The organism is Hydrogenibacillus schlegelii (assembly GCF_001653195.1).
GTDB lineage: Bacteria > Bacillota > Bacilli > Thermicanales > DSM-22653 > Hydrogenibacillus > Hydrogenibacillus schlegelii.
In genome coordinates, this window is record NZ_JXBB01000012.1 from 21407 (window position 1) to 47420 (window position 26014).

General features: G+C 70.2%; 21 protein-coding genes, 1 pseudogene and 1 riboswitch. Of the genes and pseudogenes, 16 read left to right on the forward strand and 6 right to left on the reverse strand.

Translation table 11 applies throughout. From position 1 onward, the window contains the following. Nucleotide 1: 1 nt before the first annotated feature. Nucleotides 2-847: an SDH family Clp fold serine proteinase gene (locus tag SA87_RS04390; protein ID WP_066199718.1), complete on the reverse strand. Its 846-nt coding sequence runs from the start codon at nucleotides 845-847 to the stop codon at nucleotides 2-4. Between the two features lie 214 nt (nucleotides 848-1061). After that, nucleotides 1062-1173, forward strand: a riboswitch (TPP riboswitch). Nucleotides 1174-1293: 120 nt separating this feature from the next. Between SA87_RS04390 and SA87_RS13085 the strand changes: the two genes are divergently transcribed. From SA87_RS13085 to SA87_RS13665, 6 genes are all read left to right on the forward strand, one after another. After that, complete coding sequence (locus SA87_RS13085; RefSeq protein ID WP_211264151.1) at nucleotides 1294-2475, forward strand: acyl-CoA dehydrogenase family protein; 1182 nt, start codon at nucleotides 1294-1296, stop codon at nucleotides 2473-2475. Nucleotides 2476-2578: 103 nt separating this feature from the next. Then, the gene (locus SA87_RS04400) at nucleotides 2579-3463 is read left to right on the forward strand and encodes an ABC transporter permease (RefSeq protein WP_082910470.1); all 885 of its coding nucleotides are present in this window, start codon (nucleotides 2579-2581) and stop codon (nucleotides 3461-3463) included. A gap of 199 nt (nucleotides 3464-3662) precedes the next feature. Beyond that, nucleotides 3663-4682 (forward strand): ABC transporter substrate-binding protein, encoded by a 1020-nt coding sequence (locus SA87_RS04405; protein WP_245637652.1) that lies wholly within the window; start codon nucleotides 3663-3665, stop codon nucleotides 4680-4682. 96 nt (nucleotides 4683-4778) lie between these two features. Further along, nucleotides 4779-5609 (forward strand): ABC transporter ATP-binding protein, encoded by an 831-nt coding sequence (locus SA87_RS04410; RefSeq protein ID WP_066199721.1) that lies wholly within the window; start codon nucleotides 4779-4781, stop codon nucleotides 5607-5609. A 308-nt stretch (nucleotides 5610-5917) separates the two neighbouring features. Continuing rightward, nucleotides 5918-7333, forward strand: a complete 1416-nt coding sequence (locus tag SA87_RS04415; protein WP_066199725.1) for a polysaccharide deacetylase family protein — start codon at nucleotides 5918-5920, stop codon at nucleotides 7331-7333. 696 nt (nucleotides 7334-8029) lie between these two features. Continuing rightward, a complete protein-coding gene (locus tag SA87_RS13665; RefSeq protein WP_066199731.1) occupies nucleotides 8030-8935 on the forward strand; it encodes a sulfurtransferase in 906 nt (301 codons plus the stop codon). Nucleotides 8936-9711: 776 nt separating this feature from the next. Here SA87_RS13665 and SA87_RS04435 read toward each other — a convergent pair. The 3 genes from SA87_RS04435 to SA87_RS04445 are packed head-to-tail and all read right to left on the reverse strand — an operon-like array spanning nucleotide 9712 to nucleotide 12789. Beyond that, nucleotides 9712-10656, reverse strand: a complete 945-nt coding sequence (locus SA87_RS04435) for an ABC transporter permease (protein ID WP_066199739.1) — start codon at nucleotides 10654-10656, stop codon at nucleotides 9712-9714. A 1-nt stretch (nucleotide 10657) separates the two neighbouring features. After that, nucleotides 10658-11614, reverse strand: coding sequence for an ABC transporter ATP-binding protein (locus tag SA87_RS04440; RefSeq protein WP_066199742.1), 957 nt, complete (start codon nucleotides 11612-11614; stop codon nucleotides 10658-10660). Beyond that, nucleotides 11611-12789, reverse strand: a complete 1179-nt coding sequence (locus SA87_RS04445; RefSeq protein WP_066199744.1) for an NEW3 domain-containing protein — start codon at nucleotides 12787-12789, stop codon at nucleotides 11611-11613. Before SA87_RS04445 ends, SA87_RS04440 begins: the two co-directional genes overlap by 4 nt. A gap of 307 nt (nucleotides 12790-13096) precedes the next feature. On the opposite strand from SA87_RS04445, the gene SA87_RS04450 reads away from it, so the two are divergent. The 3 genes from SA87_RS04450 to SA87_RS04460 are packed head-to-tail and all read left to right on the forward strand — an operon-like array spanning nucleotide 13097 to nucleotide 16106. After that, nucleotides 13097-13741, forward strand: coding sequence for an RNA polymerase sigma factor (locus SA87_RS04450; protein ID WP_156516494.1), 645 nt, complete (start codon nucleotides 13097-13099; stop codon nucleotides 13739-13741). After that, entirely contained in the window at nucleotides 13738-14781 is a 1044-nt protein-coding gene (locus tag SA87_RS04455; RefSeq protein WP_066199749.1) for a zf-HC2 domain-containing protein, read from the forward strand. Before SA87_RS04450 ends, SA87_RS04455 begins: the two co-directional genes overlap by 4 nt. Then, nucleotides 14778-16106: a purine/pyrimidine permease gene (locus SA87_RS04460; protein ID WP_066199752.1), complete on the forward strand. Its 1329-nt coding sequence runs from the start codon at nucleotides 14778-14780 to the stop codon at nucleotides 16104-16106. Before SA87_RS04455 ends, SA87_RS04460 begins: the two co-directional genes overlap by 4 nt. Nucleotides 16107-16233: 127 nt before the next feature. On the opposite strand, the pseudogene SA87_RS04465 reads toward SA87_RS04460, so the two are convergent. Then, a pseudogene (locus tag SA87_RS04465) lies at nucleotides 16234-16869 on the reverse strand (DNA-3-methyladenine glycosylase); the annotation flags it as partial. A 135-nt stretch (nucleotides 16870-17004) separates the two neighbouring features. On the opposite strand from SA87_RS04465, the gene SA87_RS04470 reads away from it, so the two are divergent. The 7 genes from SA87_RS04470 to thiI all read left to right on the forward strand — a co-directional run bounded on the left by SA87_RS04470 (nucleotide 17005) and on the right by thiI (nucleotide 25224). Next, the gene (locus SA87_RS04470) at nucleotides 17005-17970 is read left to right on the forward strand and encodes an MBL fold metallo-hydrolase (protein WP_066199761.1); all 966 of its coding nucleotides are present in this window, start codon (nucleotides 17005-17007) and stop codon (nucleotides 17968-17970) included. Nucleotides 17971-18037: 67 nt separating this feature from the next. Further along, a complete protein-coding gene (locus SA87_RS04475; RefSeq protein ID WP_066199764.1) occupies nucleotides 18038-18907 on the forward strand; it encodes a hypothetical protein in 870 nt (289 codons plus the stop codon). A 315-nt stretch (nucleotides 18908-19222) separates the two neighbouring features. Further along, complete coding sequence (locus SA87_RS04485) at nucleotides 19223-21676, forward strand: septation ring formation regulator EzrA (protein WP_066199769.1); 2454 nt, start codon at nucleotides 19223-19225, stop codon at nucleotides 21674-21676. A gap of 157 nt (nucleotides 21677-21833) precedes the next feature. Next, on the forward strand, nucleotides 21834-21995 hold the full coding sequence (locus tag SA87_RS13090; protein WP_169816906.1) for a hypothetical protein: 162 nt from the start codon (nucleotides 21834-21836) through the stop codon (nucleotides 21993-21995). Nucleotides 21996-22052: 57 nt separating this feature from the next. Beyond that, on the forward strand, nucleotides 22053-22643 hold the full coding sequence (locus tag SA87_RS04490; RefSeq protein ID WP_066199772.1) for a YrdB family protein: 591 nt from the start codon (nucleotides 22053-22055) through the stop codon (nucleotides 22641-22643). A 215-nt stretch (nucleotides 22644-22858) separates the two neighbouring features. Further along, the gene (locus SA87_RS04495) at nucleotides 22859-24007 is read left to right on the forward strand and encodes a cysteine desulfurase family protein (protein ID WP_066199778.1); all 1149 of its coding nucleotides are present in this window, start codon (nucleotides 22859-22861) and stop codon (nucleotides 24005-24007) included. Next, complete coding sequence (gene thiI / locus SA87_RS04500; protein WP_245637647.1) at nucleotides 24004-25224, forward strand: tRNA uracil 4-sulfurtransferase ThiI; 1221 nt, start codon at nucleotides 24004-24006, stop codon at nucleotides 25222-25224. The genes SA87_RS04495 and thiI overlap by 4 nt, the downstream gene beginning before the upstream one ends. Here thiI and SA87_RS04505 read toward each other — a convergent pair. Further along, entirely contained in the window at nucleotides 25215-25811 is a 597-nt protein-coding gene (locus tag SA87_RS04505; protein WP_066199780.1) for a gamma carbonic anhydrase family protein, read from the reverse strand. The genes thiI and SA87_RS04505 overlap by 10 nt on opposite strands. Between the last annotated feature and the right edge of the window lie 203 nt (nucleotides 25812-26014).

Here is a 26014-nt window from a genome sequence, read left to right on the forward strand (position 1 = left end):
TTTATCGGCTTCGTCGCTCCGGCCGCTCGTAGGGCCGCTCGTACGGGAACGGGATGTACTGGACCGACGGCCGGCGGCCGGCGGGCTGCGGGTAAAGCTCCATCAGGCGGTAGATCTCTTCCGGCATGTCGGTGCGAAAGCGGATGCCGAAGCGGGCGAGCTCGTCGGTGCCGATCGGGTAGTCGTGGGTCCAGCGGCCTTCGCTGAACAGGCGGGCGAGGTCGGCGGCGATTTGTTCGTCCATCTTCCGCCGGAGGAGGTCCTCCAGACTCGTGCGAACCTGCCGCATGGCCTTCTGGGCGACGTCGGCGAGGATGAGCGTCCGGTCGTCGATCGCTTCGATCGGCTTGGCTTTGAGGACGCTCAAGATGCTGGCCGCCGGGTATTCGCCGAGCTGGGGGTCGACGGGGCCGAGGACGGCGTTTTCGTCCAGGACGATCTCGTCGGCGGCGAGGGCGATGAGGGTGCCGCCGGACATGGCGTAGTGGGGAACGAAGACGGTCACCTTCGCCGGGTGCCGGGCGAGGGCGAAGGCGATCTGCTCGGCGGCCAGCACCAGGCCGCCGGGGGTGTGAAGGATGAGGTCGATCGGCATCTCCGGCGGGGTGAGGCGGATCGCCCGGAGCACCTGCTCGGAGTCCTCGATGTCGATGTAGCGGGAAACGGGGATGCCGAGGAAGCTCAGGGCTTCCTGGCGGTGGATGAGGGTGATGACGCGGGAGCGGCGCTTTTTTTCCAGCCGGCGGATGAGTTCGGTTCGGAGGGTGTTCGTCCGCTTTTGCTGAAGCATCGGAAGAAGCGCGGTGAAGAAGAAAAACAGCCAGAAAAGGAGCAGAAAAAAGTCCATCGAAAACCTCCTTACAAAGACGCCCGCCGGATGAGGGCCGGGAGCGGATCGTCGGGCGGCGGTTCGGATCTTCGGATCTGCGGTCGGGCCGCCGTTTACCCTCAGCATAACCGAGGGCCGCCGCGGACAAAAGTGTGGCCTTTTGCGGGCGATGCGGTATAATCTTTTTGTGGGATCATCGGACTGGGACAACCGGAGAACCGGGCGAGGGTCGCCCGGGCCGCGCGGGAGCCGGGGCAGCCGGCTGAGAGTGCAGCCAGAGGCGCTGCAGACCGCCTGAACCTGATCCGGTTCGGACCGGCGGAGGGAGCGGCGTTCGGGAATCCGGATGCGGCGATCGAGGGGCGAACGACGGGTCGATCGGACGCGTTCGGAACCGAAATTCGGATTCGCGAAAACGCCAACCGAAGATGCCGTCCCCCGCCGGAGAAGGTGGGGGTTTTTTGATGCGGGATTTTCGGATGGACGATCGGGACCCATCCGCCGGCGAGCGGGCGGAGAACGGACAACCGGGCGGACGGACGGCGGCGATCCTCTCCGCCATCGCGGCGGAAAAGGAAGCGCTCGTCCGGCGGGGGCCGGAGCTGGAGCGGACGGGGCTTTTGCCGGACGAACTTGTCGTGTGGATGCGGTCGCTTCGGCTTTTTAAGCTGTTCGTGCCGGAGGCGTTCGGCGGTGCCGGGCTCACCCTCGGGGAGGCGGTCCGGATCTACGAGGCGCTGTCGGCCGTCGACGGGAGCCTCGGGTGGCTCGCCCAGATCGGTTCGGGCGGCGGGTATTTTGTGCCGTCGTTTCGGCCGGAGATCGCCCGGGCTTTTTTCTCGCCGCCGGAGGCGGTGATCGCCGGGACGGGGCATCCGGCCGGGCGGGCCCGCCGGGTGCCGGGAGGCTACGTCGTCAGCGGCCGCTGGCGGTACGCGAGCGGGGCGCAGTATGCGACGCTGTTTACCGCCAACGCGGTCGTGGAAGGAAGCGCGCCGTCCGAGGAGGGCGGCGGTCCGGCTTCCGGCGGGGCGGCCGCCGGGGCGAAGGTTTCCGGGAAGGTCGTCCGGGCGTTCGCTTTTTTCCCGGAGGAGGTCGAGCTTGAGCGGGACTGGTCGGCGTTGGGCATGGTGGCGACTTCCGGGTGGACGTTTTCCGTCCGGGAGCGGTTCGTGCCGGAAGAGCGGTCGTTCGTCGTCGGGGAGGCGCTTTGGGATCCGGGACTTTTGGTCTATCGGCTGCCGTTTTTGTTGTTTGCCGAGGCGTCGATCGGCGCCGTCTGCATCGGGCTCGGCCGGGGGTTTTTCGAGGCGGCGCTCGGGGAAGACGCGCCGACGGAGGCGGAGGTTCGGGAGGTCGTCGAGCGGCTCCGGGCGGAAGCGGACGACGGGCGGCTCCTCTTTTTCGCCGCGGTGGCGGAGGCGGAGCGAAGGCTTTCGGCGGGGACGCTCGACGAGGCGGCGGCGAGGCGGCTCGGCGGGGCGATGCGGCGGGCGGCGCACGCCCAGCGGTCGGCGGTCGTGCGGGCGCTCCCCTTTCTCGGCATGCGGGCGATCCGGCCGGAGGGGCAGCTGAACCGCCGGTTTCGCGATCTAGTGACGGCCTGCCAGCACGTCGTGCTCCGGCCGGCGCCGCCGGCGGGATGACGCGGCCTGATCTCCGACGATGGTTTCGGTACCGGACAACGCCGAGACGGTTCACCGATGTTCGGCCGCCCGGGCGGGCCGGGCGACGGGAAGGGGGGCGAAGATGCCGGGAGATGAAGCCGGGGGCGGGGGCGGCCGCCGGCCTTTTGTTCGCGCCGCGGCGCGCCTTCGCCCGACCCGACGGGCGACGGCGCGCCTTCGGCCGGAGGGGCGCGCCGGGGGAGCGAGCGGCCGGTTCCGGTGGGAAGCGGCGGCTTCGCTCGGCGCTTTGATGCTCGGGTGGGAAGGGGCCGTCCGGGCGTTTCACGTGCCGGCGTGGCTTCTCCCGGCGCCTTCGGCGGTGGTGCGGGCGTTCTGGGCGGAGCGGACGGTGCTCCTGGATCACGCCGCGGCGACGGTGACGGAAGCGGCGGCAGGACTTGGGCTTGCCGCCCTTCTGGCCGTCGCGGTGGCGACGGCGATGGCCTTTTTTGCCGCCGTCCGGGCCGCCCTCTATCCGCTCCTCGTCGTGTCGCAGACGGTGCCGATCATCGCCCTGGCGCCGCTCGTCATCGTCTGGTTCGGCTACGGCATGTTGCCGAAAGTGCTCGTCGTGGCGCTGGTGACGTTTTTTCCGCTGGCGGTGAGTCTGGCCGAAGGGTACCGGACGGCGGATCCCCGCCGGCTCGCGCTCCTTCGGACGATGGGCGGCGGCCGGTGGGCGGCGTTCCGCTACGTCCTCTGGCCGTCGGCGCTCCCGTCGTTTTTTGCCGGGCTCAGGATCGCCGCGACGTACAGCGTCACCGGCGCGGTGATCGGCGAGTGGCTCGGGGCGACGAAGGGGCTCGGCGTTTATCTCATCCGGGCGTCGAAGTCGTTTGCGATCGAGCGGCTGTTTGCGGCGATCGCGGTCATCGTCGGGGTGAGCCTTCTCTTTTTCGCGGCGGCAGAGTTTATGGCCCGCCTGAGCCTGCGGGGAGGCCCGACCATGGACGCGGCGGAACGGTAAACCGGAAGGACGCGCGGGGAGACGGGGCGGGAGGGTGGATTTCGGCGCGCCGGTTCAAGGAGAAGGCGGGTCAACGCGAAAAGAGCGGGTCCATGCGGAATGAGCGGGATCATGCGGAAAGGGCGCGTCAATCCGGTGAAAAATTGCGCGTCTGCGCGGCGAGATCTTTTTCATCAAGGAGGCGACGGCGGTGCGTGGGATGATGAAGGGGTGGGCGTTCGCCCTGGCGGTCTTCGGAGCCCTGGCCCTGACCGCGTGCGGAGCGGGAACGGAACAAGGGGCGCCTTCGGAGGGGGCGGCGCGGGAGGCGGTGACGGTGATGCTCGACTGGTATCCGAACACGAACCACCTCGGCCTGTACTGGGCCCGGGAGAAAGGGCTGTTCGCGGCGGAAGGGCTGGACGTGTCGATCGTCCAACCGGGGGAAAGCGGGGTGGCGCAGGCGGTGGCGGCCGGTCGGGCGGATTTCGGTTACAGCTATCAGGAAGAGGTGACGTATGCCCGGGCGAGCGGCGTGCCGGTCGTGTCGCTGGGGACGCTGTATCAGCACAACACGTCGGCGTTTGCCTCGTTGAAAGAGGCGGGCATCCGCTCGGTCCGGGACTTCGAGGGGAAGCGCTACGGGGGCTGGGGATCGCCGACGGAGGAGGCGGTGCTTCGGGCGCTCATGACCAAATACGGCGCCGATTTTTCCAAGGTGAAGATGATCGTCCTCGGGCAGGCGGATTTTTTTGCCACGATCGGCAAGGAAGCGGATTTTGAGTGGATCTACTACGGCTGGGACGGCATCGAGGCGGAGCGGCGGGGGATGGCGCTCGATCTTCTGTTCCTCAAGGACCTCGATCCGGTGTTCGATTATTACACGCCGGTGATCATCGCCGGGGAAGCGATGCTCGAGAAGCGTCCGGAGACGGCGCGAAGGTTCATGCGGGCGCTCGCGAAAGGCTATCAGGCGGCGTACGCGGATCCGGAGGCGGCGGCCGAGGTGCTCCTCAAGGCGGCGCCGGAGTTAAACGGGGAGCTCGTCCGGCGGTCCGCGGCGTACCTCGCCGGCGTCGATGCCAGCGACCGGGCCGAGGGCCGGCCGTCCTGGGGCCATCAGAAGCGGGAGGTCTGGGCGCGGTTTGCCGACTGGATGCATGCATCCGGGTTGATCGAGCAGCCGATCGACGTGGATCGGGCGTTTACGAACGATTTTCTTCCCTCGGACGTCAAGTGAGGACGTCGAAGGGGGCGCCGGCCGCCCGCCCGTCCGCGGCCCTGGGACGCTCCGGCGGACCGCTCGGGCGGGGGCCGGGGAACGGAGGTGAGGCGCATGGCCGGCGGCGGGGAGGGGAGCTCGGCCGGTCTGGAGATCTGCGGGGTGCGGAAGGCCTTTCCGGATCCGAAGCGGCCGGACGGAAGGCTGAACGTCCTGGACGGGATCGATCTCGCGGTGCCGGCCGGCCGTTTTTTCGCCCTCGTCGGGCCGAGCGGGTCGGGAAAAAGCACGCTGCTCGATATCGTCGCCGGGCTCGTTCGGCCGGACGCGGGAACGGTGCATTTTTCCGGCGCGCCGATCGACGGCCGGCCGGGGACGGCGGCTTACATGATGCAGGACGACCTTCTTTTTCCGTGGCAGACGATCCGGGAACACGTGGCCCTGCCGCTTCTCGTGCGGGGGGTTCGCCGGCGGGAGGCGCTCCGGCAGGCGGAGGCCATCCTTCGCGACTTCGGCCTCGGAGCGTTCGTCGACCGGTATCCGTCGGCGCTTTCGGGGGGGATGCGGCAGCGGGCGGCCCTCGCTCGGGCACTGGTGCAGGGGACCGCGCTCGTGCTTCTGGACGAGCCGTTCGGCCGGCTGGACGCCCTGACCCGGGCGTCGCTCCAGGAGTGGCTGGAAGGGGTGTATCGCCGGGAGCGGCGGACGATCCTCATGGTCACCCACGACGTGGAAGAGGCGCTGTATCTCGCCGATCGGATCGTCGTCTTTTCGCCCCGGCCGGCCCGGGTCGTCGACGTCGTCGAGGTGCCGTTCGATCGCCCGCGGACGCGGTCGCTTCGGGCCGATGGGGCGTTTGTGCGCCTGAAGGCGGCGCTTCTCGAACGTCTGCTGGCGTTGCTGCCGGAACCCGGCGATCGACCGGCCTCGGCCCCGTTCCGGTAGTCCCGTGCCGGGGGCACCGCTCCGGGCCGGATCGCGGGCGACAATGCGACCGGCGCGCCGCGGCACGGTCGTTCGGTTTCGGACCGGCGGGGTTTCCGTTTGCGGGCCGGCCCGGCTCCCGGATCGCGGGCGGCGCGGCTTCCGGCTCGCCGTTCGGCGCGACTTCCGGTTTTAGGCCGAAGCGGCTTCGGTTTTCCCCGGGGAAGGCTTACGGGGCTCCGTCCGGCGGGTGCTCTCTTTCCGCGAAAAAGGGACGTCGTCGCTTGGATGTGCTATCATGGAGCCGAAAGGAGTGAAGGAAGCGGCCCATGCGGACGGCCATCGGAGCGGCGGCGCTTCTTTTGGCCCTGTACGCCGCCTATGTCGGCCTATCGTGGACGGTCTTTCGGATCTTCGGCTGGAAGGTGCTGAAGCGCCGGAGGGGGGAAGCCGGGTTTCCGGTCTATCTGACGTTTGACGACGGGCCGCATCCGGTGTATACCCCGCGGCTTTTGGATCTTTTGAAGCGGTACGACGCCCGGGCGACGTTTTTCGTCGTCGGCGAGGCGGCCCGGCGGCACCCGGAGCTCCTTCGGCGGATGATCGCCGAGGGGCATGCGATCGGCCTGCACAACGAGCGGCACGTGCCGAACTGGCTCGTGCCGCCGTGGCGAACGGCGCGGTCGCTTGGACGCCTGCAGGCGGAGATCGAGGCGATCACCGGCCGCCGGCCGGTCCTCTACCGGCCGCCGTGGGGGCTCATCGGCCTCGCCGACGGGGCGGTGTTCCGAACGTTTCGCGTCGTCCTCTGGTCGGTGATGCCCCGGGACTGGGAGCGGCGGAGCGATCCGACGGCGATGAAGTGGCGGATCTTTCGGCGCCTGACGCCGGGGGCGATCGTCCTCCTCCACGACTCCGGCGAAACGTTCGGCGCCGATCCGACGGCGCCGGAGCGGATGCTCGCGATGCTGGAGGACTTTTTTGAAACCGTTCGCTCGGTCGGGCTTAAGATTCGGTTTTTGCCCCTCCCGGAAGAGGGGCCGCCGGTGCGGCCGGCCGGGGAGGCCGGGACGGAGAAGGTCGGGACGACGCTGCCGTGGCGGGTGCGGCTTTATTTCGCCTTTGAGGCGCTTCACCACCGCCTCTTTCGTTACCGGCCGCTTCTCGGGCCGGACGGGTTTTTGTACGTGGAAGATCGGCGGTATGCAGGGCCCCCGGTGACGCTGGAGGGGGAAAGCCTCCGGCCCGGGGAGCGGGGGCTCAACCTCCACTTCAACAACCGGCTGCTCGTGGAGGCGCTCTTCGCCGGCGGAAGCGAGTTCCGGCGGATGGTTCGTCTCAAGCGGGAGGCGGAAGCGGCGCTTCGGCTCCTGGCCCGCTACGCGATGGAAATGCGGCCGGAAGCGCGGGGCGTTTTCGGTTACTCGGCGCTTCACCGGGGGATCCGTCCCTTCGGATTTGCGGTCGTGCCGATGCGGCCGACGCCGCATCTCGCGCTCGCCGGCGCTTACATGCGGTGGCTTCTTCGGTTTTTGCATCCGGAGGGGGACAAGCGGCTCGAGGCCGGCGACGGGTTCGTCCCGCACTGGGTCGTCATGCCTCGGGCGGTGCTGCTTCGGCGCTACGGGCCGGCGGGGTCGTCCGGTGCGCCCCGCCGGAATGAATCGATCCGCCGGACACCGTCGGCCGCGCCGAACGAAACGTTCAACCGGGAAGGGGCCAGAGCGCCGAATGCGGATCGATGAGAGCGAACACGGAATCGGATGCCTTCGGTTACGGTAACGTTCGTCCGGCTGCCGGCGGACGGAAGCGTCGCATCCCGGCGGGGTGAAGCGCCCCTTCGACCGGCCATCGGCAGGCTGGGGGGATCATCGCTCGGAAAGGCGGTTTCGGGGCTTCGGTCGGCGGAAAAGGTTCGGCCGGCCCACCCGAACGCGGGGCGGATCGGTCGAACGCCCTTCTCCCGGTTCCTGTAAAGAAACCGGGATTTTTTTGAAGTCGGGGCGCTCGGGATCGGGGGCCAGGTCTTCGATACCCGTCCCGGCTTCCGTGAAGAAAAAAAGATCCGGTACCGTTCCGGGGATCGTAGTTCGGCATCGAGGCGGGACGCGGCTTTTTAGGCGCGAAACGAGGCTTGACAGATCATGATTTTCAAATGATGATCATTCTACGGCGCGGCATCGGTGTTGGGCGTGGAACCGGCCCTGGGCGAGAGAGCGCCTTCGCCGAAAGCGGCTTCTCCGCCAAAGACGCTTGAGCTTCTTCCCGGAATCCATTCCGGGGATTCCCAAAAGGGCGGTTGGCGCTTGTTCGGCCGCCTGCCCTTTAGCTTCGGCACCGGATTCCGCTCCGGTTCTCCGAAGCCGAGGACCCGCGCCGCGGGCAAGTTCGGCCGGGATCTTTCGGGTTGACCCATTCCACAGGACAAAGGGGCGAGCGGCATGAACGGGTTGGATCAAATCGACGGATCGATCGAAGCGGCGGTCGACGTCTGGGTCGATCCGCGGCCGGCGGCGGAGGCGGCGGGGGGCGCCGCGGTCCGCTGGGACGGGACGCGGCCGATGCCCGTGCTTCGGGACGAGGGAGAGGCGTGCGAATTTATTCGGGGCATCCGGCGGGAGCTCGTCGCCCTCGGGCTGGGGAGCGCGCGGCGGGTCGGCGTTCTCGACGACGGGCTGACGCCCCGGCTCGCTCGGACGGCCTATCTGATCGGCCTGGCCGGCTGGGACGTCGTCCTCTGGCCGGGAGGAGGGCGGGCGATCGGGGGAATGGCGACGCGCGACCAGGCCGTGAGGCGTCCCCAGGGTGCGGGGCCCGGGCCGGTCGCGGCCGACGGCCAAGCCGCGGCGCGCTCTCCGATCGCGGCGGGCGGTGCGGTGCTGTCGGAACGCGATGCCGGTCCGCCGACGGCGGCCGGAGCGCGCCAGGCCGAAGCCGGCGCCGATCCGGCGGAGCTTCGGCCGTGGCGGCGGGAGTGGCTGCTCCTTCAAGCGGAGGCGGAAGCGCTCGCCCGGGCGGGGCGGCTTTTTGACGTCCGGAGCGCCGAGGAGTTTGACGGGACGGCCCATGCGCCGTGTTGCTCCGGCGGCGGCCGCATCCCGGGGGCGCGTCACGCCCCGCTCGAGTGGTTTTTGGATCCGGCGGTCTTCCGGACGCCCGAGCGCCTGCTTTCCCGCCTCGGTCTTACCGCTTCGGAAGGAGCCCCCGTCGGCGTCTACTGCCACAGCGGCGCCCGGAGCGCCGTCGCCTTCTTTGTGCTGCGAGCGCTCGGGGTGCCGGCGCGCAATTATCTCGGCAGCATGCACGAGTGGCTGCAATTGAACGAAGCGGCCGTCTTTGTCGTCTGAGCCGCCCCGGCCGTCCAGGCCGCCCCGCCAGCGCTCCGCTCCCGGGGCCGCCTTCGCCGGCGCCGGGCCGCAAGGCAGCTTTTGCCTTCGGGCCGCTCGGCGGCCGTCGGGTGGGAACGCCGCGCCTTTTGCGCCGTGCTTATCTTTTGAGAGGTCGCTTTCGTGGTGAGAGGTCGCTTTCGTGGTTGGTCTCTTTCGCGTTCCGGCCGGTCGCGTTCGCTTTGAGTCGGTCGCCCTCGTTTCCGATCAGTTGCGTCGCGGCGCTTTTCAAGCGGGGGCGGAATCGGGCACGACCGGGCGGAAAAACGGCTGCCGTCATGGGATGGCAGCCGTTTCATGTTTCGGCGGCGGGGCAAGCGCGGCCCCGGTTTTGTCGCATGACATTTTGGCGTTTCCGACAGTCGGAGCAGGGGGACCGCCGGCCGTTTTTCATCGCGTCGACGACCCGCACCTTTCACCGCGTCGACGACCCGCACCCGAAGTTCGGCGTTCGGGTCGCGCTGAAGCCGGGCGAGCGCCTCGTCCGGAACGGCAAAGCGGTAGCGGCCGCCGGTGGACGGCCCCCGAGCGTGAGGGGCGTTTCGCCGAGAACGATCGGTGCGCCGGTGTTCCCTTGGGTCAAAGCCTTCGTCCTTCGAGGGCATCGAATCCTGCGAAGCGGATTTCGTTCCGTCGGCTGCGTCCACCTCGGCGGTCCCGGTGAGGTCGACGGCGGTGAGGGGGAAAGGGGCCGGCGCGGCTCCGGCTTTCCGAAGGCCTCCCCGTGGCGCCGGGCGTCAGCGGCCGCGGATGTCCTGCCGCATGAAGAGGACGAACGACAGCCCGAAGAGGACGACGCTCATGGCGACGAGGCCGGCGATCTGCGGCCAGATGAGCAGAAGGCTCTGATCGAAGGGAAGGGGCGTCGGGATGGCGCCGATCGCCTGCTCGAGGGTGAAGGGGCCGAGGGCCCGAACGTCCGGCGAAAGGAGGATCGTCGTCGCCTCTTCGTAAAGCGTCACCGGCGAAAGGCGACTTAAGAACTGGTGCCGGCCGATCTCCCGAAGGACGTCGTCGACCGTGCCGCGGCCGGTGATCGGCGCGATGAGGTTGACGATCATCGGATAAAAGAGGCTGAAAAAGAGCCAGACCGAAAGCCCCGCCAGCACGCTCGTCGCCGCCTGCCGGAAGCGGATGGAAAAGAGGATGGCGAGGCTCTGCCAGACGGCGACGTAGACGGCGGTGACGAGAAGGAAAAAGACGATCCGGAGCACCTCCTCCGCCGTCGGCGGAATGCCGAAGACGAAAAGCCCGAGCCCCATGACGATGAAGCCCAGGGCGAGGAAAAAGACGCCGACGACGGCCAGGGCGGCGAACCACTTGGCGAGGATGACGTCGTCCCGGTAGATCGGCTGGGACAAAAGCCGGACGAGGGTGCCTTTGTTCCGTTCGCTGGAGATGGCGTCGAACGCCATGCCGAGGCCGAGAAGCGGCGCGAGGAAGCCGACGAAGGCGACGAACGACGGGAGCTTGCCGTCGGTCGTCGTAAAGAGCTTCAAAAAGAGCCCGATGTCGCCGAGGGGCTGATCGGCCTGCGGCACGACGGAACGGATCGTCTGGGCGGCGGTGTAGAGGGAGGCGAGGGTGGTGAGGGCAATGAGGGCGATCAGGATGTTGAAGCGCCACGAATGGAGGTGGTCGGCGACTTCCTTCCGGAAGAGGACGGAAAGGGACCGGCGCATCTTACGCCCTCCCCTCGAAGTAGCGGTGGTAGATGTCGTCGAGGCCGTACGCCCGGCGGGTGAGCTTCCTAAGCTCGGCGCCGGCGGCGACGACCGCCCGGGCGGCGTCGGCCGCCACGTCCCGGGTCGCCCGGACGACGGCTTCGCCGCCGCCGTCCGTCTCCCGCCGGACGTCGACGCGGGTCACGCCGGGAAGGCGTTGCAGCGCCTCCACGAGGCGGTCGTCGAGGGGCCGGGCGGCGACTTCGACGCTGAAGCGGTCGTCGGCGAAAATCTGCGCCGACAGCTCTTCCACCGTGCCGACGGCGATCAGCCGGCCGTCGACGAAGATGCCGACCCGGTCGCAGATCGCCTGCACCTGATGCAGGTGGTGCGACGAGAGGAGGACGGTGAGGCCTTCTTCTTTGCTGAGCGTCCGGATGAGCTGGAGAAACTCCCGTACGCCTTCCGGGTCGATGCCGAGGGTCGGTTCGTCGAGGATGATGACCTTCGGTTTTTTGATGAGGGTGTCGGCAAGCCCGAGCCGCTGCCGCATGCCCCGGGAGTAGGCGCCGACCTTTTTGTCCGCCGCCGCCTCAAGGCCGACCCGCCGGAGGAGCGCCCGGGCCGCCGCCTCGGCGTCCCGGTCGTTCTGGCCGTTTAAGCGGGCGGTGAGGACGAGGTTTTCGAGGCCGGTCAGGTCGTCGTAAAAGCCGACGTCGTCCGGGAGGTAGCCGACGACCTGCTTCACTTTGAGCGGCTCCCGGGTGGCGTCGATGCCGAGGATGCGGGCCGTGCCGTCGGTCGGCTCGACGAGGCCGAGCATCATGAGGATCGTCGTCGTCTTGCCGGCGCCGTTCGGTCCGAGGAGGCCGAAGACTTCCCCTTCGTAGACGGTCAGGGTGAGGTTGTCGACCGCCCGGACGGTGTCGTACTGCTTCGTGAGCCCCCGAAGCTCGATGATCGCCGACACCGTCACCGCCTCCCGTAGCGCTGAATGAGGGCGTAGAGGCCGGCGAGCACCCCGCCGATGATGAGGACCGCCACGACGCCCCAGAGGAGGCTCGTCTTCACCGTCACGCGGAAGGCGGCGCTGTCTTCGGCTTCCGGCGTCCGGGCGTTCATCGTGACGACGTAGTCGCCGGCGATCGCCTTTTTGTCGGCACGGATCGTCGCCGTGACGTCTTTCGTCTCGTTCGGCGCGAGCGTGTCGATGGTCTCGGGGTCAAACTTGACGTCCCAGCCGACCGGGGTGTCGGCGCTGAGCTGGATCTTGGCGAGGGGCGCCGAGCCGGTGTTTTCCACCCGGAGCTTCACCCGCCGTTCGCCGCCGGCGGTGATGGACGTCGAGAGGACCTCGTCCGGCGTCGTGAGCTTGAGCCCGTACGTCCCTCGGATGACGACTTCGAGGGTCGTCTCGGCGCTCAAGTTTTTCGTCTCGGCCCGGACGGGGATTTTGTACGTGCCGGCCTCGATGCGGCTCGGCGGGTTGATCGAGACGCGGATCGTCTTCTGGCCGCCGGGGTCGACGCTGACGGAGGTGACGTCGTTTCCTTCGACGGTGAACTGGACGTTCCACCCGGCTTCGGCGTCGGCCCGAAGGGCAAACGTCTGGGCGTCGGGAGTGCGGTTTTTGAGCTTGAGCTCGTAGTTGAAGGTCGACTTGTTCGTCCCTTCCATGTTCGGCTGGTCGGTCGAAAGTTCCGCCTGGTACGTTCCCTGTTCGGTGACGTTCACAAAAAGCGGCAACACCGGCGCGCCGTCGGCGAGGAGGGCGACGCGGTACGTCCCCTTGTCGATCTTGAGCGGGACGTCGACGGTGAAGGTGACCGTCTCGCTGTCGTTCGGCCGGACGGCGATCTCCTGGATCTTGTAGCCGCCGGCGGTGAGGTTCGTCTCCCAGCCGGACGGAGCCTGGGCGGCGAGCTTCATCCGCCGGATCTCGCCGGTCGCGTTTTTGATCTCGATGCTGTAGGTGATCGTCTCGCCGGGGGTAACGGCGACGTCGGTGTACGGCGTGAAAAAGGTGACGCCGGCCGGCGCCGCAAAGGCGGGGCCGGAGAAGACCTCAAAAAGCGTCCAGAGAAGCGCCGTCAGGGCGGCCGTCATCGCCGGGCCGGCCTGAACGGCCTTCACCGGGCGAAATCGAGGCATGGGCATCTCTCCCTCCTGTTTGCCTGCGCCTTTGGGGGGATGGGGTTCGGGTGGCGTTCCACCCTGAATACGACCGCCGGCGACCGACGGATGATGCAAATGTTGCCCTGACGGGCCCTTGAGCCGGGAAAGGCGGTGCGGTACGGTAAAGGACAGGAATGGCGATCGGCGAACGGTGGACCGTTCGGGGAGGCGGCGTCGGACGGGGGTGTTTTTCGAGGAAACGGCTTTTTCCGAAGCCAACCGCCTTTTCCGAGCAAGCGGCGAGGGGAACGCGATCGGTGCCGGCCCGGAAAGGAGGAGGACGATGGAGGCTGGCCGCGGCGGCGGGAAGGGGCGGATCGATCCGGCGACGTTTGAGGCCGTCTACCGGCGATATGCGCCGGCGGTCTATCACGTGGCGCTGGCCATGCTCGGCGATCCGGCGCTGGCGGAAGACGTGACCCACGACGTCTTTCTGACGTGGTTGAAGGCGCCGGAGCGGTACGACGCCGGCCGGGGCTCCCTCGGGGCGTATCTGCTCGTCATGGCCCGCTCCCGGTCCCTCGATCTCCTCCGGCGGTCCCGGCGGGAGCGGGCGGCGGCCCAACCGGCGGCGGAGCGGGCGGTCGATCCGTGGGAGGCGATCGAGCGGCGGCTCTGGGCGGAGGGGCTCAGGCCGGCGCTCATCGCCGGGCTTTTCGAACTCAGCGAGGGGGAGCGGGCGGCCGTGATCGGCCATTACGGCCTCGGCCTGTCCCACCGGGCGTTGGCGACGGCCCTCGGCCGGCCTCTGGGGACGGTGAAGTCGCAGCTCCGAAGCGGGCTGACCCGTCTGCGCCGGTCGCTCGGCCGGCCGGGGCCTTCGGGTCCCCCGGGGCCCTCCGCACCGGCGCGTGGGGGACGATCGCCCCTGCCGGGGGAGCGCGGGGGGCTCGGGGCGGCGGGGCCGGGGGCGGGAGACGGGCGATGAAGGACCGCGGCGTTTTTTTCGTTTTTCCGGCGCCGGGGGCGTGTCCGCCGGAGGAGCGCTGGGTCGACTGGGCCCTCGGGCGCCTCGGGCCGGAAGAAGCGGCGGCGCTCGAACGGCACGCCGCCGGATGCCCGGTGTGCGCGGAAAGGCGCTCGGCGTGGGCGGCTCTGGCGGCGGCGCTTCCGGAGGCGGCGAGGGCCGCCTACGCCGGAATCGACCCCGGGGTCGGGCAGGTTGAACCGGGGGCCGCGCCGGAGGACCGGGCCGGGGCGGCAGACGGGTCGCCCGGCGCCGGCGGTCTCCTTTCCCCGACCGGACCGCCGGGATCGACCGGGCCGGGCGGGTCGGTCCGCCCGGTCGGAACGGACGGGACGGTCGGATCGGCCGATCCGGCGGTCGCCCGCCGGCTCCGGCGCCTGTCTCGAAGGCTCCGGCGGGAACTCCTCCGCCTTCGGCTGGGCGTGGCGGTCCGACGGGCGGTCGTCTGGCTCGGCGGGGCGGCGCTCGTCGCCGCCGGCGCCTGGCACCAGATCGGTCCAAGCTTAGCGGTACAGACGGCGCCCCCCGCCACCGCGTGGCCTCCGGTCGTCGCCGACGCGGGCCGGAGACACGCCGATCGGGAGATCGCCGCCAGCCCGCCGGCGATCGGAGCGGCGGCAGGCTTTTCGGAGGCTTACGCGCCCCGTGAGGGGGCGGAGGCCGGGCGGCCGCCATCCGGAGGGACCTCGGCCCGTTCGGCGGCCTTCGTCGCCTTCGGCACCGGCTTCGAGGCCGGGACGCCGTCCGGCGCGAAAGCGGCCGAGGCGATGGCCCGACGGGCCGGAGGGCTCGGCCGGCCGGCGGCCCATCCGGCCGCTTCGGGATGTGCGGGCCCGGCGGCCGTCGTCTTCGTCTCCGATCCCGGCCGGCACTTTCATCCGGCTGAGGACGGCGGGGGGCCGGTGGCGGTGGTCGTCTTTTGCTTGGAGGAGGACGGGGACGATATGGGCGAACTTCCTGGTCCGGGCCGCCCCGACCGACCGTTCGGGGGCGGGCGATGAGGCGCGCGGAGGCATGGGGCCGGCGGGGGCTTTTGGCTCTGCAGTGGTTCTGGATGATGCTCGCGAACGCCCTCGTCGTGCCGCTCGTCGTCGGCCATGCCTTCGGCCTGTCGCCGGCGGAGACGGCCCGGTTTCTTTCGGCGACGTTCGTCGCCTCCGGGCTCGGGGCGCTGGTGCAGGGGCTTTTCGGTCACCGGCTGCCGATCATCGAGGGGCCGGCGGGGCTCTGGTGGAACGTGTTTTTGCTGGCGCTCGAGACGAACGCGGCCTTCGGCGTTCCGCCGGAGGCGGTCGGCCGGAAGCTCACCGCGGCGATGCTGGCCGGCGGGGTGGCCCTCTTCGTCCTCGGGCGGCGGGGGCGCCTCGCCCTTTCCCGGCTTTTTACGCCGTTCGTGCGGGGCGTGTTTATGCTCGTGCTGCCCCTTTCGATGAGCGGGACGTTCGTCCGGGGGCTTTTTTGGGACGTCGGGTCTCCCCTCGGGGGGGCGGCGGCCCTTTCGGTCGCGGTCGTCGCCCTCGGCTTCGCCCTGTCCCGCCGTCCCGTCCTCAGGGCGTATTACGCCCTCTGGAGCGTCGTCTACGGTTGGGCGCTTTTTGCCGCCCTGGAGGCGGCGGGGCTCCTTCGGCCGGGGGGCGCCGGCGGGAGCGGGGGGACGGGGACCGGCGGGTTTTCGGAAAGGGGGTTTTCCTTTCCGGGCCTTTTTTTCTTCGGCCCGCCGGAGGCCGATCCGGCGGCGATCGTCCTCGGCGTCGTGACGGCGATCGTCCTGCTTTCCAACGTCTACGCCAGCGTGTTCGTGACGGCGGAGGCGGCGGGAGTGCCGGCCGAAGAGCGGCCGGCGCGGGCCGCCCGGGGGGCGTGGGCGAGCGGGGTGAGTCACGTCCTTTCGGGGGCGTTCGGCGTCGTCGGGACGGTGCCCCTTTCGATCTCCGCCGGCGTCATCCGGCTGAGCGGGTCGGCGGATCGGGGGGCGTTTTTGGCCGCGGCGGCCGGCATGGGGCTCGTCGGCGGGTTTCCGCCGGTCGTCGGGTGGCTGGCGGGCATGCCGCCGGCGGTCGGCTACGCGGTGCTCTGGGTGACGTTTACCCAGCTCGTCGGCTTCGGGCTGGAGGAACTGAAAGGGCTTCCGGCGACGCCGGCGTGGACGGCGGCGGTGGGGCTTTCGGTGATGCTCGGCGTCGGCCTCCTCTTCCTGCCGCCGGATGCCCTCGGGGCGCTTCCGCCGGCGATCCGGGGAATCGCCGGCAACGGGCTCATCGTTGCGGTGCTGGCAGCGATCGGGCTCGAACGGCTCATGGCGCCGATCCTTCGGCGGGAGGGGTAGTCGCCTTCGGCCCGGACGAGGTCCCGGACTCCGGCGTTTTCGCCGGCCCGAAGGGATCCCCGGGCTCCGGCGCTTCCGCCGGTCCGGACTTCGTCGGCCCGGAGGACCGCCCGGTTTTGGGCAGCACCGAAACGAACGGATGGCCGTCGATCCAGAAGCGCCACGGGTAGTGACGGGCTTCTTCGGCGTAGTCGATGCCGATGCGGGGGCCTCGGGCGATGCGCTCCGGGGGGACCGGCTCGCCGGCGGCGATATAAAGCGGCGGGGCGAACAGGGGCAGGCCGTAGTGGGCGGTCGTGATGCCGAGGGCCTGCGTCAGGCGGCCCGGGCCGGCGGTGAGGCGGGTCCGTTCGGGGGGATCGTTTCGCCGCCGGCGCATCAGGGCTTCGCCGAAGATCGGCTCCACCGCCCGGATGAGCACCGCCTGGGGCTCTCCTTCGGCGCCGGCGGTGACGTTCAGGCAGTCGTAGAGGCCGTAGATCTTGTACACGTAGCTGAAGCCCGGCGGCCCGAACATGATCCGCGTCCGGTGCGTCAGGCGGCCGCCGTAGGAGTGGGCCGCCTTGTCGTGGGGGCCGAGGTAGGCTTCCGTTTCGACGATGCGGCCGGCGGCGACGCCGTCGGGCGCGATGTGAACGAGAATCTGGCCGAGGAGCGCCCGGGCCAGCTCGAGGGTCGGTCGCGTGAAGAAATCCGGGGATACGGGCGGGTGGGCGTCCAGCCAGGCCCGCTCGGCGTCGGTCAGCGGTCGGGAATCGTTCATGGTCTCCCTCCTCGCCTGCCCAGTATAGCCGACCGGAGGCGCCGGTCAAGGCGGGCCCGCCGGAAGCGCCGGGGGACGACGGTTGGCCCATGAATGAATCTTCATTCATCATTTAATGTGAAAGAAGGGACGCCGATGAACGCTGGGGGAGAACGGATCCGGCGAATCGCGCTTCCGACGCCCTTTCGCGTCGGCGACGTCAACGTCTATCTCATCGAGGGCGAGGGGCGCGTCCTCGTCGACACGGGCCCGGAGACGGACGAGGCGTGGGCGGCGCTTCAGGCGAGGCTTCGGGAGGTCGGCCTGAAGGTTCGGGACCTGGATGCGATCGTCCTCACCCACCACCACATCGATCATGTCGGGCTGGCGGCCCGCATCCTGGACGAAAAACCGCTCCCCGTGTACGCCCACCCGCAGGCGGCGCCCTACGTCGGGAAGGCGGAAGCGTTTTTGGCGGAACGGGCGGCGTTCCTGCGGACGCTGTATCAAAAATCCGGCGTCCCGGAGCCGCTCATCGCGGAGGCGGAGGAGGTCTACCGGGCGTATTTGCGCTTTTTCCGGCCGGTGCCGGCGATCCGGCCGGTGCGGGAAGGGGCGACGCTCCCGGAGCTTCCCGGGTGGACGGTGCTCGAGACGCCGGGCCACGCGCCCGATCACGTGGCGCTGTTTTGCCCGGACGAGGGGCTGCTCATCGGCGGCGATCACCTTCTTCTGCACATCTCCTCGAACGCCTTTGTCGAACCGGCGTACGGGACGCCGCTTCGTCCCCGGTCCCTCGTCGTCTACCGGGAGGCGCTGGAGCGGCTGCTGGATCTCCCCATCGGGCGGGTTTTGCCGGGGCACGGCGAGGCGGTTGCGGAGCCGGCGGCGCTCATCCGGGAGCGGCTTCGGCAGCAGCTCGAGCGGGCGGAACTGCTGCGGGGGCTTCTTGCGGAGGAAGCGACGGCCTTCGGGCTTTCGCAGCGGTTGTTTCCCAAATTGTTCCGGACGGAGCTTCCCCTCGTCCTTTCGGAGGTTGTCGGCCATCTCGATCTCCTCGTGGAGCTCGGCCGGGCGACCGTCGAAGACGGGCCGATCATCCGGTACCGGCCGGCCGACTAAAACGGCATAATTCCCCTCCGACCGGTTAGGTTAAGCGTGAAACACGCCGTCGATCGGAGGGATCGGGATGATCGGAAAACGGAAGATCTGGGCCGCCGGGCTGTCGGCGCTCGTCGCCCTGGCCGCCTGCTCGGCACCGGGCGGCCAGGAGCGGGCGGCGGCGCCGGACCGAGGACCGGCGGAGGCCCGCGTCGCGCTTGAGACGGTGGCGGCGAAACTGGCGGAGACGGCGTTTCAGTTCGACGGGGAGGTGCACTGGCAGTCGAACGGCGGCGGAAGTCAGCCGGCCGCCCTCTTCCGCGGGAGCGCCTCGTCGGAAGCGTTTTACGTGCGGCTTTCGGTCACGCCGGAAGACGGCGGCTTTGCCGACGACATGGAGTTTTTCGCGCGGCGGGATCAGGTGTTTCTCCGGTTTGCCGACGAGGTCGACTGGCATCCGGCCGAAGCGGATCGGGCGGCCACCCTTCAGGAGCTGGCCCACTGGGACCCCCGGGCGCATTTCCGCCGCATGGCGCATCTTGCCGGGAAGATCGAGTGGGGCTCTCCGGAACGCTTCACGGCGCCGGTGGAAGGGGAGACGGCCTTCCTTCAGGTCGTCCTCGATCCGACGGCGATGCGGGCGGAGCTCGCCGAGAAGGCAAGCCGCCGGGCGCCGGAGACGCCGGACGGCGACGCGGCGGTGGAGCGGCTTTCGGCCGGTTCCCGGGTGGACGATCGCTCGGTGGACGGCGATGAGGCGCTGTCGGGGACGTACCTCATCGCCTACGACCGGGCCACGGGGCTTCCGAAACGGGTGGAATACGTCGAGCGGGCGGTGTATACGGAAGACGGTCAGCGGAACGACGATACGACGCGGGTGGTGTTTACGTTCCGTCGCTTCGGCACGTTTACGCCGCCGGACTTGACCGGTATTCCGGGCGCGCCGGCCGGCCGGTGATCGCCGCCGGGGCGGTCCCGGAGCGGGACGCCGGCGGGAAGGCGTCGGCCGGGCAACCGGCGCATCGGCCCTCGTCGGTCCCTTCGGCCGCGGTCGACGCTTCGGCCCGAGACGGGCCCCTCGGACGGATCCGGCGTACCGGAGCGGGCCGCCGGTTTCAAGGCGCCGTCTCCGGCGAGCCGACCGCGGATCTTACGCCGGCAGAGCGGCAGGATTTTGGCCGGCGGTGTCGAATCTCTTGATCGAATCGGCCCGGAATGTCGACTTCGGTCGACGTCCCGGGCAGAGGTTCGGCCGAAAGGAGCCGCGAGCGGGATGAGACGGTTGCGGGCGGTCGCGCTGGGGGCGGCGGTGGCGCTGAGCCTCGGGTTCGGCCTGCCGGGGCTGACTTTGAAAATGCCGGCGGCATCGGCCGCCGGCGTACAGGCCGGATCCGGCGGCGCGTCCGGGACGACCGAAGGCGTCGTCGAAGAGGAGGCTTCGGTCGTCGATCGGGAGGCCGTGCTTTCCGCCGAAGACCGGGAAGACGTCGAACGGGCGGTCCGGGAGATGCCGTATCCGGTCGTGCTGGAGCTTTGGGCGAGGGCGCCGGCGGTGCCCGACCGAGAGACGCTTGAACCGCCGCCGGACGGGCTCGCCCTGCGCTATATCGCCGCCGACCGCCGGCTAGAGGTTCGGATCGGCGCCTCGCTTCGGGCGCGGGGGATGTCGGAGGCGACGGCCGACCGGGTGATCGACCGGTATTTTGCCCCCACGCTGGCGAGCGACGGACCGGCGCCGGCCCTCATCACCGTCCTTCGGGCGCTTGCCGATGCCGTTTCGGAGGCGGCGTCCGCTGAAGCGCCGCCCGCGGCAGGAGAGGCGTTCGACCGCGCGTCGGCCGGGCCGCCGGCTCCCGGAACGCCGGCGGCCCCGGCGGAAGGCGGTCAGGGCGCCGGGGGGCGGGCGATCCGGTGGTCCGAAGCGGTGCCGGTCCTCCTCCTCGGCCTCCTTCTGGCTTCGGCCGGATACGGCGCCTTTCAGTACCGCCGCCTGCGGCGCCGCGAGCAGGATCTGCGCCAGGCGCTCGCGGCGGCCCGGCGGTCCCTCGAAGGGGCGGTTTCGGCGCTTTTGCCGGCGTCGGACGGCGATCGGGCGGCGGAGCATGGGCGGCGGACCCTTGAGCGCCTCCTGCGGGCGGCGATTCCGGAAGCGGAAGCGGCGCTTCAGGAAGGCGGACGGGCGCTCGGGACGTTTCGCCTTCTCCGGGCGGAAGAAGAGTTCGCCTTCGTGGAAGCGGTGCTCAAAGAGCTGGCGTCGCTTTTGGACCGAACGCCTCCGGCGGCCGGTCCGGCGAACGGGACGGCGGAGGCCGAACCGGACGGGGGACCGGAAGCGTACGCTCCGATCCGGAAAGCGGAGGCGCCGGAGGCCGGCGAGGCGGACGGGACCGCCGATCTGCCGGAGGGAGCCGGTCCCTCGGGGAGCGGTCCGACGCCGGGGCCGGAGCGGCCGCCGGCGCTTGGCGGGGACCGGCCGGGCCCGGCGACGGAAACCGCCGCGGCGGATGTTCCTTCCGTCGCGAAAGACGCGGAGGCGGCGGTTTTGGCCCTCGAGGCGGCGTGGCAGGCGTATCGGAAGCGAAGCGGCGTGGAGATGCCGCAGATGGAAAAGCGGCTGAAAGGGCTTCTGGCCGCTGCCCGGAGCGGTCCGCTCGCTCCGGAGGCGGAGGCGGAGCTTCGGGCCCTCCGGGCAGATCTCGAGGCCGCGGAAGGGCTCATGGCCGAAATCGAAACGCGCCTTCCGGAGGCCATCCGCCAGCGGGAGGCGCGGCTTCGGGCGCTTCAGGACACGGGCAAGGTGGCCGCCCAGGCGGAGCTCGAGCGGGCGCTGAAGGGGCTCAAGGCCCGGTGGAATCGCCTCTGGCCGCTCTGGGCGGACGGCGATTTTGCGGCGGTTCGGGCGACGATCGCCGAGATCGAGGCGGAGCTTCAGGACGTCGACCGGCGGCTTCAGGCCGAAGGGGAAGCCCGCCGGGGCATGGACGCCCGGTACGCCGAGGAACGGGCGGCGGAGGCGGCTTATCGGGCGGCGGTGGAGGCGCTCACGCACCGGCTGGCCGCCCTCGCCCGGAAGTTCGTCCTGGACGATGCGGCGCTGACGGAGGCGCTCGCGCGGTTCGAGGATGCCCGGAACGCCTATGCGGCGGCGTTTGCCGAGCTGGAACGGCTCGTTCGGGACGGGCATTTTGCGCTGGCGGAGGGGCAGGCGGACGCCCTCATCGCCCGGCGGAAGACGGCGGAACGGACCCTGGCCGAGGCGATGGAAATCGTGCAAACGCTGGAGAACCTCGAGGCGGCGGCGCGGGATCAGGTGCAGGACGACCGGGCGCGGCTCGTCTACGCCCGGCAGGAGGCGGAGCGGGCGATGTTGCCGGAGCTCGCCGCGGCCTTCCGGAGCGACTTCGAGCGGGCGGAAGCCCTCCTTCAGGCGGTGCTCCTCCGGCTCGAACACCGGCCCCTTTCGGTGACCAAACTCCGCGAGGCGCTGGCCCGGGCCCATGCCGAGGCGACGGCGGCGGCGGATGCGCTTCTCGGCCGGCTGGAGGATGCCCGGCGGGCGGAGGCGATCATTGCCCGGCTGAACCGCTTTCGCCTGCACGATCCGGACATCGGCCGCTATCTCATGCAGGCGGAAAACTGCTTCCGGGATCGGGCGTTTGACAAGGCCCGGGCGTATGCCGAGGCAGCCTGGGCGATCGCCGAAAAAAAGCAGGCGGCGCTCCGGTGAGGAGGCCGCCTGAAGCGGGCGGGGTTCCGCCCGCCGGCGTCGGTGGGCGGGGGAGGGTTCGCCATACGATATGCCGCCGCCCGCCCGGCGGTCACCGCATCGGCAGAGATTGGGGGGGAACGAATTCCGCCTCGGGGGTCAGGCTAAGGAAGGGGTGATGGCCGTGCCGTGGCGCATCATCCTTCTCGGAACCGCCATGGCCGAGTTGGCCGCTTTGGTCCTGTCCCGGCGGCTCCCCTGGTGGGTGAAGGCCGTGAAGGCCGTGGCCCTCACCCGCCCGAGCGTCCGGCGGCTCGTGTTTCACGTCCGCCTGGACTGAGGCCGCCGGCAGGCCGCCGGCCGCGTCCATCCTTGCCATGCCCCCGGAGGTGACGGCATGGAGGAGCGGAAACCGGACGAAGCCGGTCGCCCGGCGGAAGAAACCGGCCGGGCCGGCGTCGACGGGCAGAGCCCGGCGGATTCGGCGACGGTCGCCGTCGACGAGGTCGGCCGCCCGCCGGAGGGGGCGGAAGCGGCCGGACCGGTCGATGACCGGTGGGCGGCCGGCGCGGCGGACGCCTGGCCGCCGGCCGAAAACGCCTACGGCATCGACTGGTACGGGATGGCCGGCGTCGACGGCGTGCGGCGCCTCGGCAACCCGGACGGGGAGGCCGAGACGTCGTATGAGCTCGCGCCGAACGTCCCGGAGGCGGACGACGCCGGCGGAACGCGGGCTGAGGATAACCGGCCGGAGGATCGAGACGCCGAGCCCGCGGAAGGGGGTCGGGGGATCGGCATCGCCGCCCTCGTCGTGGCGATCCTCTCCCTCCTTTTTGCCCCGTTTCTCATGGGGCTCGTGGCGATCGGCCTCGGGTACTGGGCGTATGCCCAGGGGAGCCGCGCCCTCGGTCTCTGGTCGATGGGCATCGGCGCGCTGGCGGTGGTCATCGCGCTGTTTGCCCGGTTTGTCTTCCCGCCGGTCGTCTGACGCCGCCCGACCGCCCTGGATCCTTCCGCCCCCGGCGCATTCGGGGGCGGAAGGTTTTTTTCGTTCCGAGTTCCCCTCCGGGGCCGCCCGCCTGCCCGACGGCGAACCGAGGACGGATCTCGACGGCGGACCGAAGGAGAGGATCGATCGGGGGCAGGACCCCGGTTCGAGCGAAAGGCTCGGGATGTGTTAAGATGGGAGGGTGAAGGCAGGGGATGGCCGTGATCTACCTCGACAATGCCGCAACGACCCGGCCCGATCCGGCGGTCCTCGAGGCGTACGCCCGGGCGGCCGCCGATGTGTTTGCCAATCCGGCGTCGCTGCACGGGCTCGGGGCCCGGGCCGAGGCGCTCGTCGAGGAGGCCCGGGCGCAGGCGGCCCGTTTTCTCGGCGTCCGGCCGGAAGAGATCGTCTTTACCTCCGGCGGCACGGAAGCGAACAACCTGGCGCTTTTCGGCGCGGCGCGGGCGTCCGCCGGCCGGGGGCGGCATATTCTCGTCTCGCCGATCGAACATCCGTCGGTCCGGGAGGCGGCGGAGGCCCTCGGGCGAGAGGGATTTTCGGTCGAGCGGCTTCCGGTCGACCGGTACGGGCGCGTCGATCCGGACGCCGTCGCCCGGGCCCTCCGGCCGGAGACGATCCTCGTCAGCGTCATGGCGGTCAACAACGAGCTCGGCACCGTCCAGGATCTCGCCGCGATCGGCGAGCGGGTGAAAAAAAGCCGGGCGCTCTTTCACGTCGATGCGGTGCAGGCCTACGCGGTGATGCCGGTTCGGCCGGCGGCGTGGCAGGCGGACCTGGTGACGCTGTCGGCGCACAAGTGGCACGGGTTAAAGGGGATCGGCCTTTTGTTCGTCCGAAAAGGGGTGCGCCTCGTGCCCCTTCTTTTCGGCGGCGGGCAGGAACGGGGACTTCGGCCGGGGACGACCAACGCTCCGCTCATCGCCGCGACGGCTCGGGCGATGCGCCTCGCGGAAGCCGCCCGGGAGGCGGCGGTCGAGCGGTTCCGCCGGCAGCGGACCCGGCTCATCGAAGCGGTGGAGGCCGCCGAAGGAGAGGTGCTGTCGCCGCCGGACGGAGCGCCTCACCTGCTCGCGGCGGCCTTTCCGCCCGTGCGGGCGGAGACGCTCGTCCATGCGCTGGCCGACGCGGGAGTCTTCGTCTCGACCCGCGCCGCCTGCTCGAGCCGGAGCCGGGAGCCGTCGGCGGTCCTCAAGGCGGTCGGGCTCCCGGAGGCGGTCCGGCGGTCGGCGATCCGGCTGAGCCTCGCCCGGGACGTCTCCGACGAAGACGTGGAGCGGGCGGCGGAGACGCTCGTCCGGACCGTCCGGCGGCTGAGATCGGTGCACGATGGGATGAGGTGATCGACGTGTATACGACGGTGCTCATTCGCTTTGGGGAGCTGGCCTTAAAAGGAAAAAACCGCGCCGATTTTGAGGCGCGGCTCATCCAGGACATCAAGCGGCGGCTCAAGGCGTTTCCGGAGCTCGCCTTCTGGCGGACCCACGGCCGTCTGTACATCGAGCTGGGGGGGACGCCGTACGAGGCGGTGGCGGAGCCGCTTCAGCGCATCTTCGGCCTGATTTCATTTTCGCCGGCGATCCGGGTGCCGCTCGAGCTGGAGGCGATCCAGGCGGCGGCCCTCCGGCTGGTGGAGGCGGCCCAGCCGAAGACGTTCAAGGTGAGCGCCCGACGGACGGCCCGAGCGTTTCCGGTTCCGACGCCGGAGCTCATGAAGCGGGTCGGCGCGTACGTGCTCAAGCGGGTGCCGGGCCTGAAGGTGGACGTGCATGCGCCGGAGCAGGAGGTCATGGTCGAAGTCCGGCAGGAGGGGGCGTTTGTCTACGACCGGGTCGTCCCCGGCGCCGGCGGGTTTCCGGTCGGGACGTCCGGCAAGGTCGTCCTCCTTCTTTCCGGCGGCATCGACAGCCCGGTCGCCGGCTGGTACATCATGCGGAAGGGCGTCGAGGTCGAGGCGGTTTACTACCACAGCCCGCCGTATACGAGCGAGCGGGCGAAGCTTAAAGTGGCGGAACTTGCCCGCCTCTTAAGCCTCTGGAGCGGCCGGGTGCGGCTTCGGGTCGTGCCGTTTACCGAAATTCAGGAAGCGCTCAAGGCGTCGGTGCCGGAGCCGCTTCTGACGACGTTCATGCGCCGGTACATGATGCGGATCGCCGAGCGGATCGCCGACGAGGTCGGGGCGCTTGCCCTCGCCACCGGGGAAAGCCTCGGGCAGGTGGCGAGCCAGACGCTGGAAAACCTCCACGTCATCGCGGCGGCGACGCGCCTGCCGGTGCTCCGGCCGCTCATCGGCCTGGACAAGACGGAGATCATCGCCCTGGCGCGCAAGATCGGAACGTACGAGACGTCGATCCTGCCGTATGAAGACTGCTGCACCGTCTTTACGCCGGCGCATCCGCAGACGAAGCCGAAGCTCGCGAAGGTCGAGGCGATCGAAGCCCGGGCGGGGCTCGACCGGGAAGGCATGATCGGACGGGCGCTTCAGGGGACGGAGGTGCTGGAGCTTTCGCCGGAGACGCCGCCGGCGCGGTTTGAGGCGGAGCTGGAGCTTTATCTGTAGGAATCCCCTGCCTTCTTAAAAGGGACGGTTGGTTTTGAAGGGGAGCGGTCCGTTTCGGAAAGCGGCGGTCGGCCGGCGCCGGCGGCCCGGTAGAGGCGCCCCTTTTCGACGTATTCGCGCACGATGCGGGCGTGTTCCGCCCGGTCGGCGTCGGTCGTCTCCCGAAGGGGGCGGGCCGGCCGTCCGATGACGACGGTGTGGGCCGGAACGCGGCCGCCGGGCGGGACGAGGGCGCCGGCGCCGACGATCGCGCCTTCTTCGACGACGGCGCCGTCGAGGACGACGGCGCCCATGCCGATGAGGGCGCCGCGGCGGACGACGGCGCTGTGGACGATCGCCCCGTGGCCGATGACGACGTCATCTTCGACGATGAGGGGCCGGTTCGGGCTCTGGTGGAGGACGGCGTTGTCCTGAATGCTTACCCGGGCGCCGATCCGGGTCGGGGCGACGTCGCCCCGGATGATGGCGCCGAACCAGACGTTCGTCTCCGGGCCGATCTCGACGTCGCCGCTTACGACGGCGCTGAAGGCGAGGAAGGCTTCTTCGGCGATTCGTGGCCACCGGTCGCGGAACGGATAGACGGGCATGGCGGGCCTCCTTTCGCTGGGCACGGGTCGTCGGAAAGCGCGGGTTGCGTCGGGACGCAAGGATTTCGCCGGGAAGCGCGGTCGACGGAGTGAGGCGCCCCGTCGCGCGCCGGCGGCCGGAGATCCGGCGAGTCCACCGGGCGCCAAGACCCGGTGGCCCGTGCAAACGGGGCCGGCGGCCCGTTGAGGGGGTCGGCGGGGGA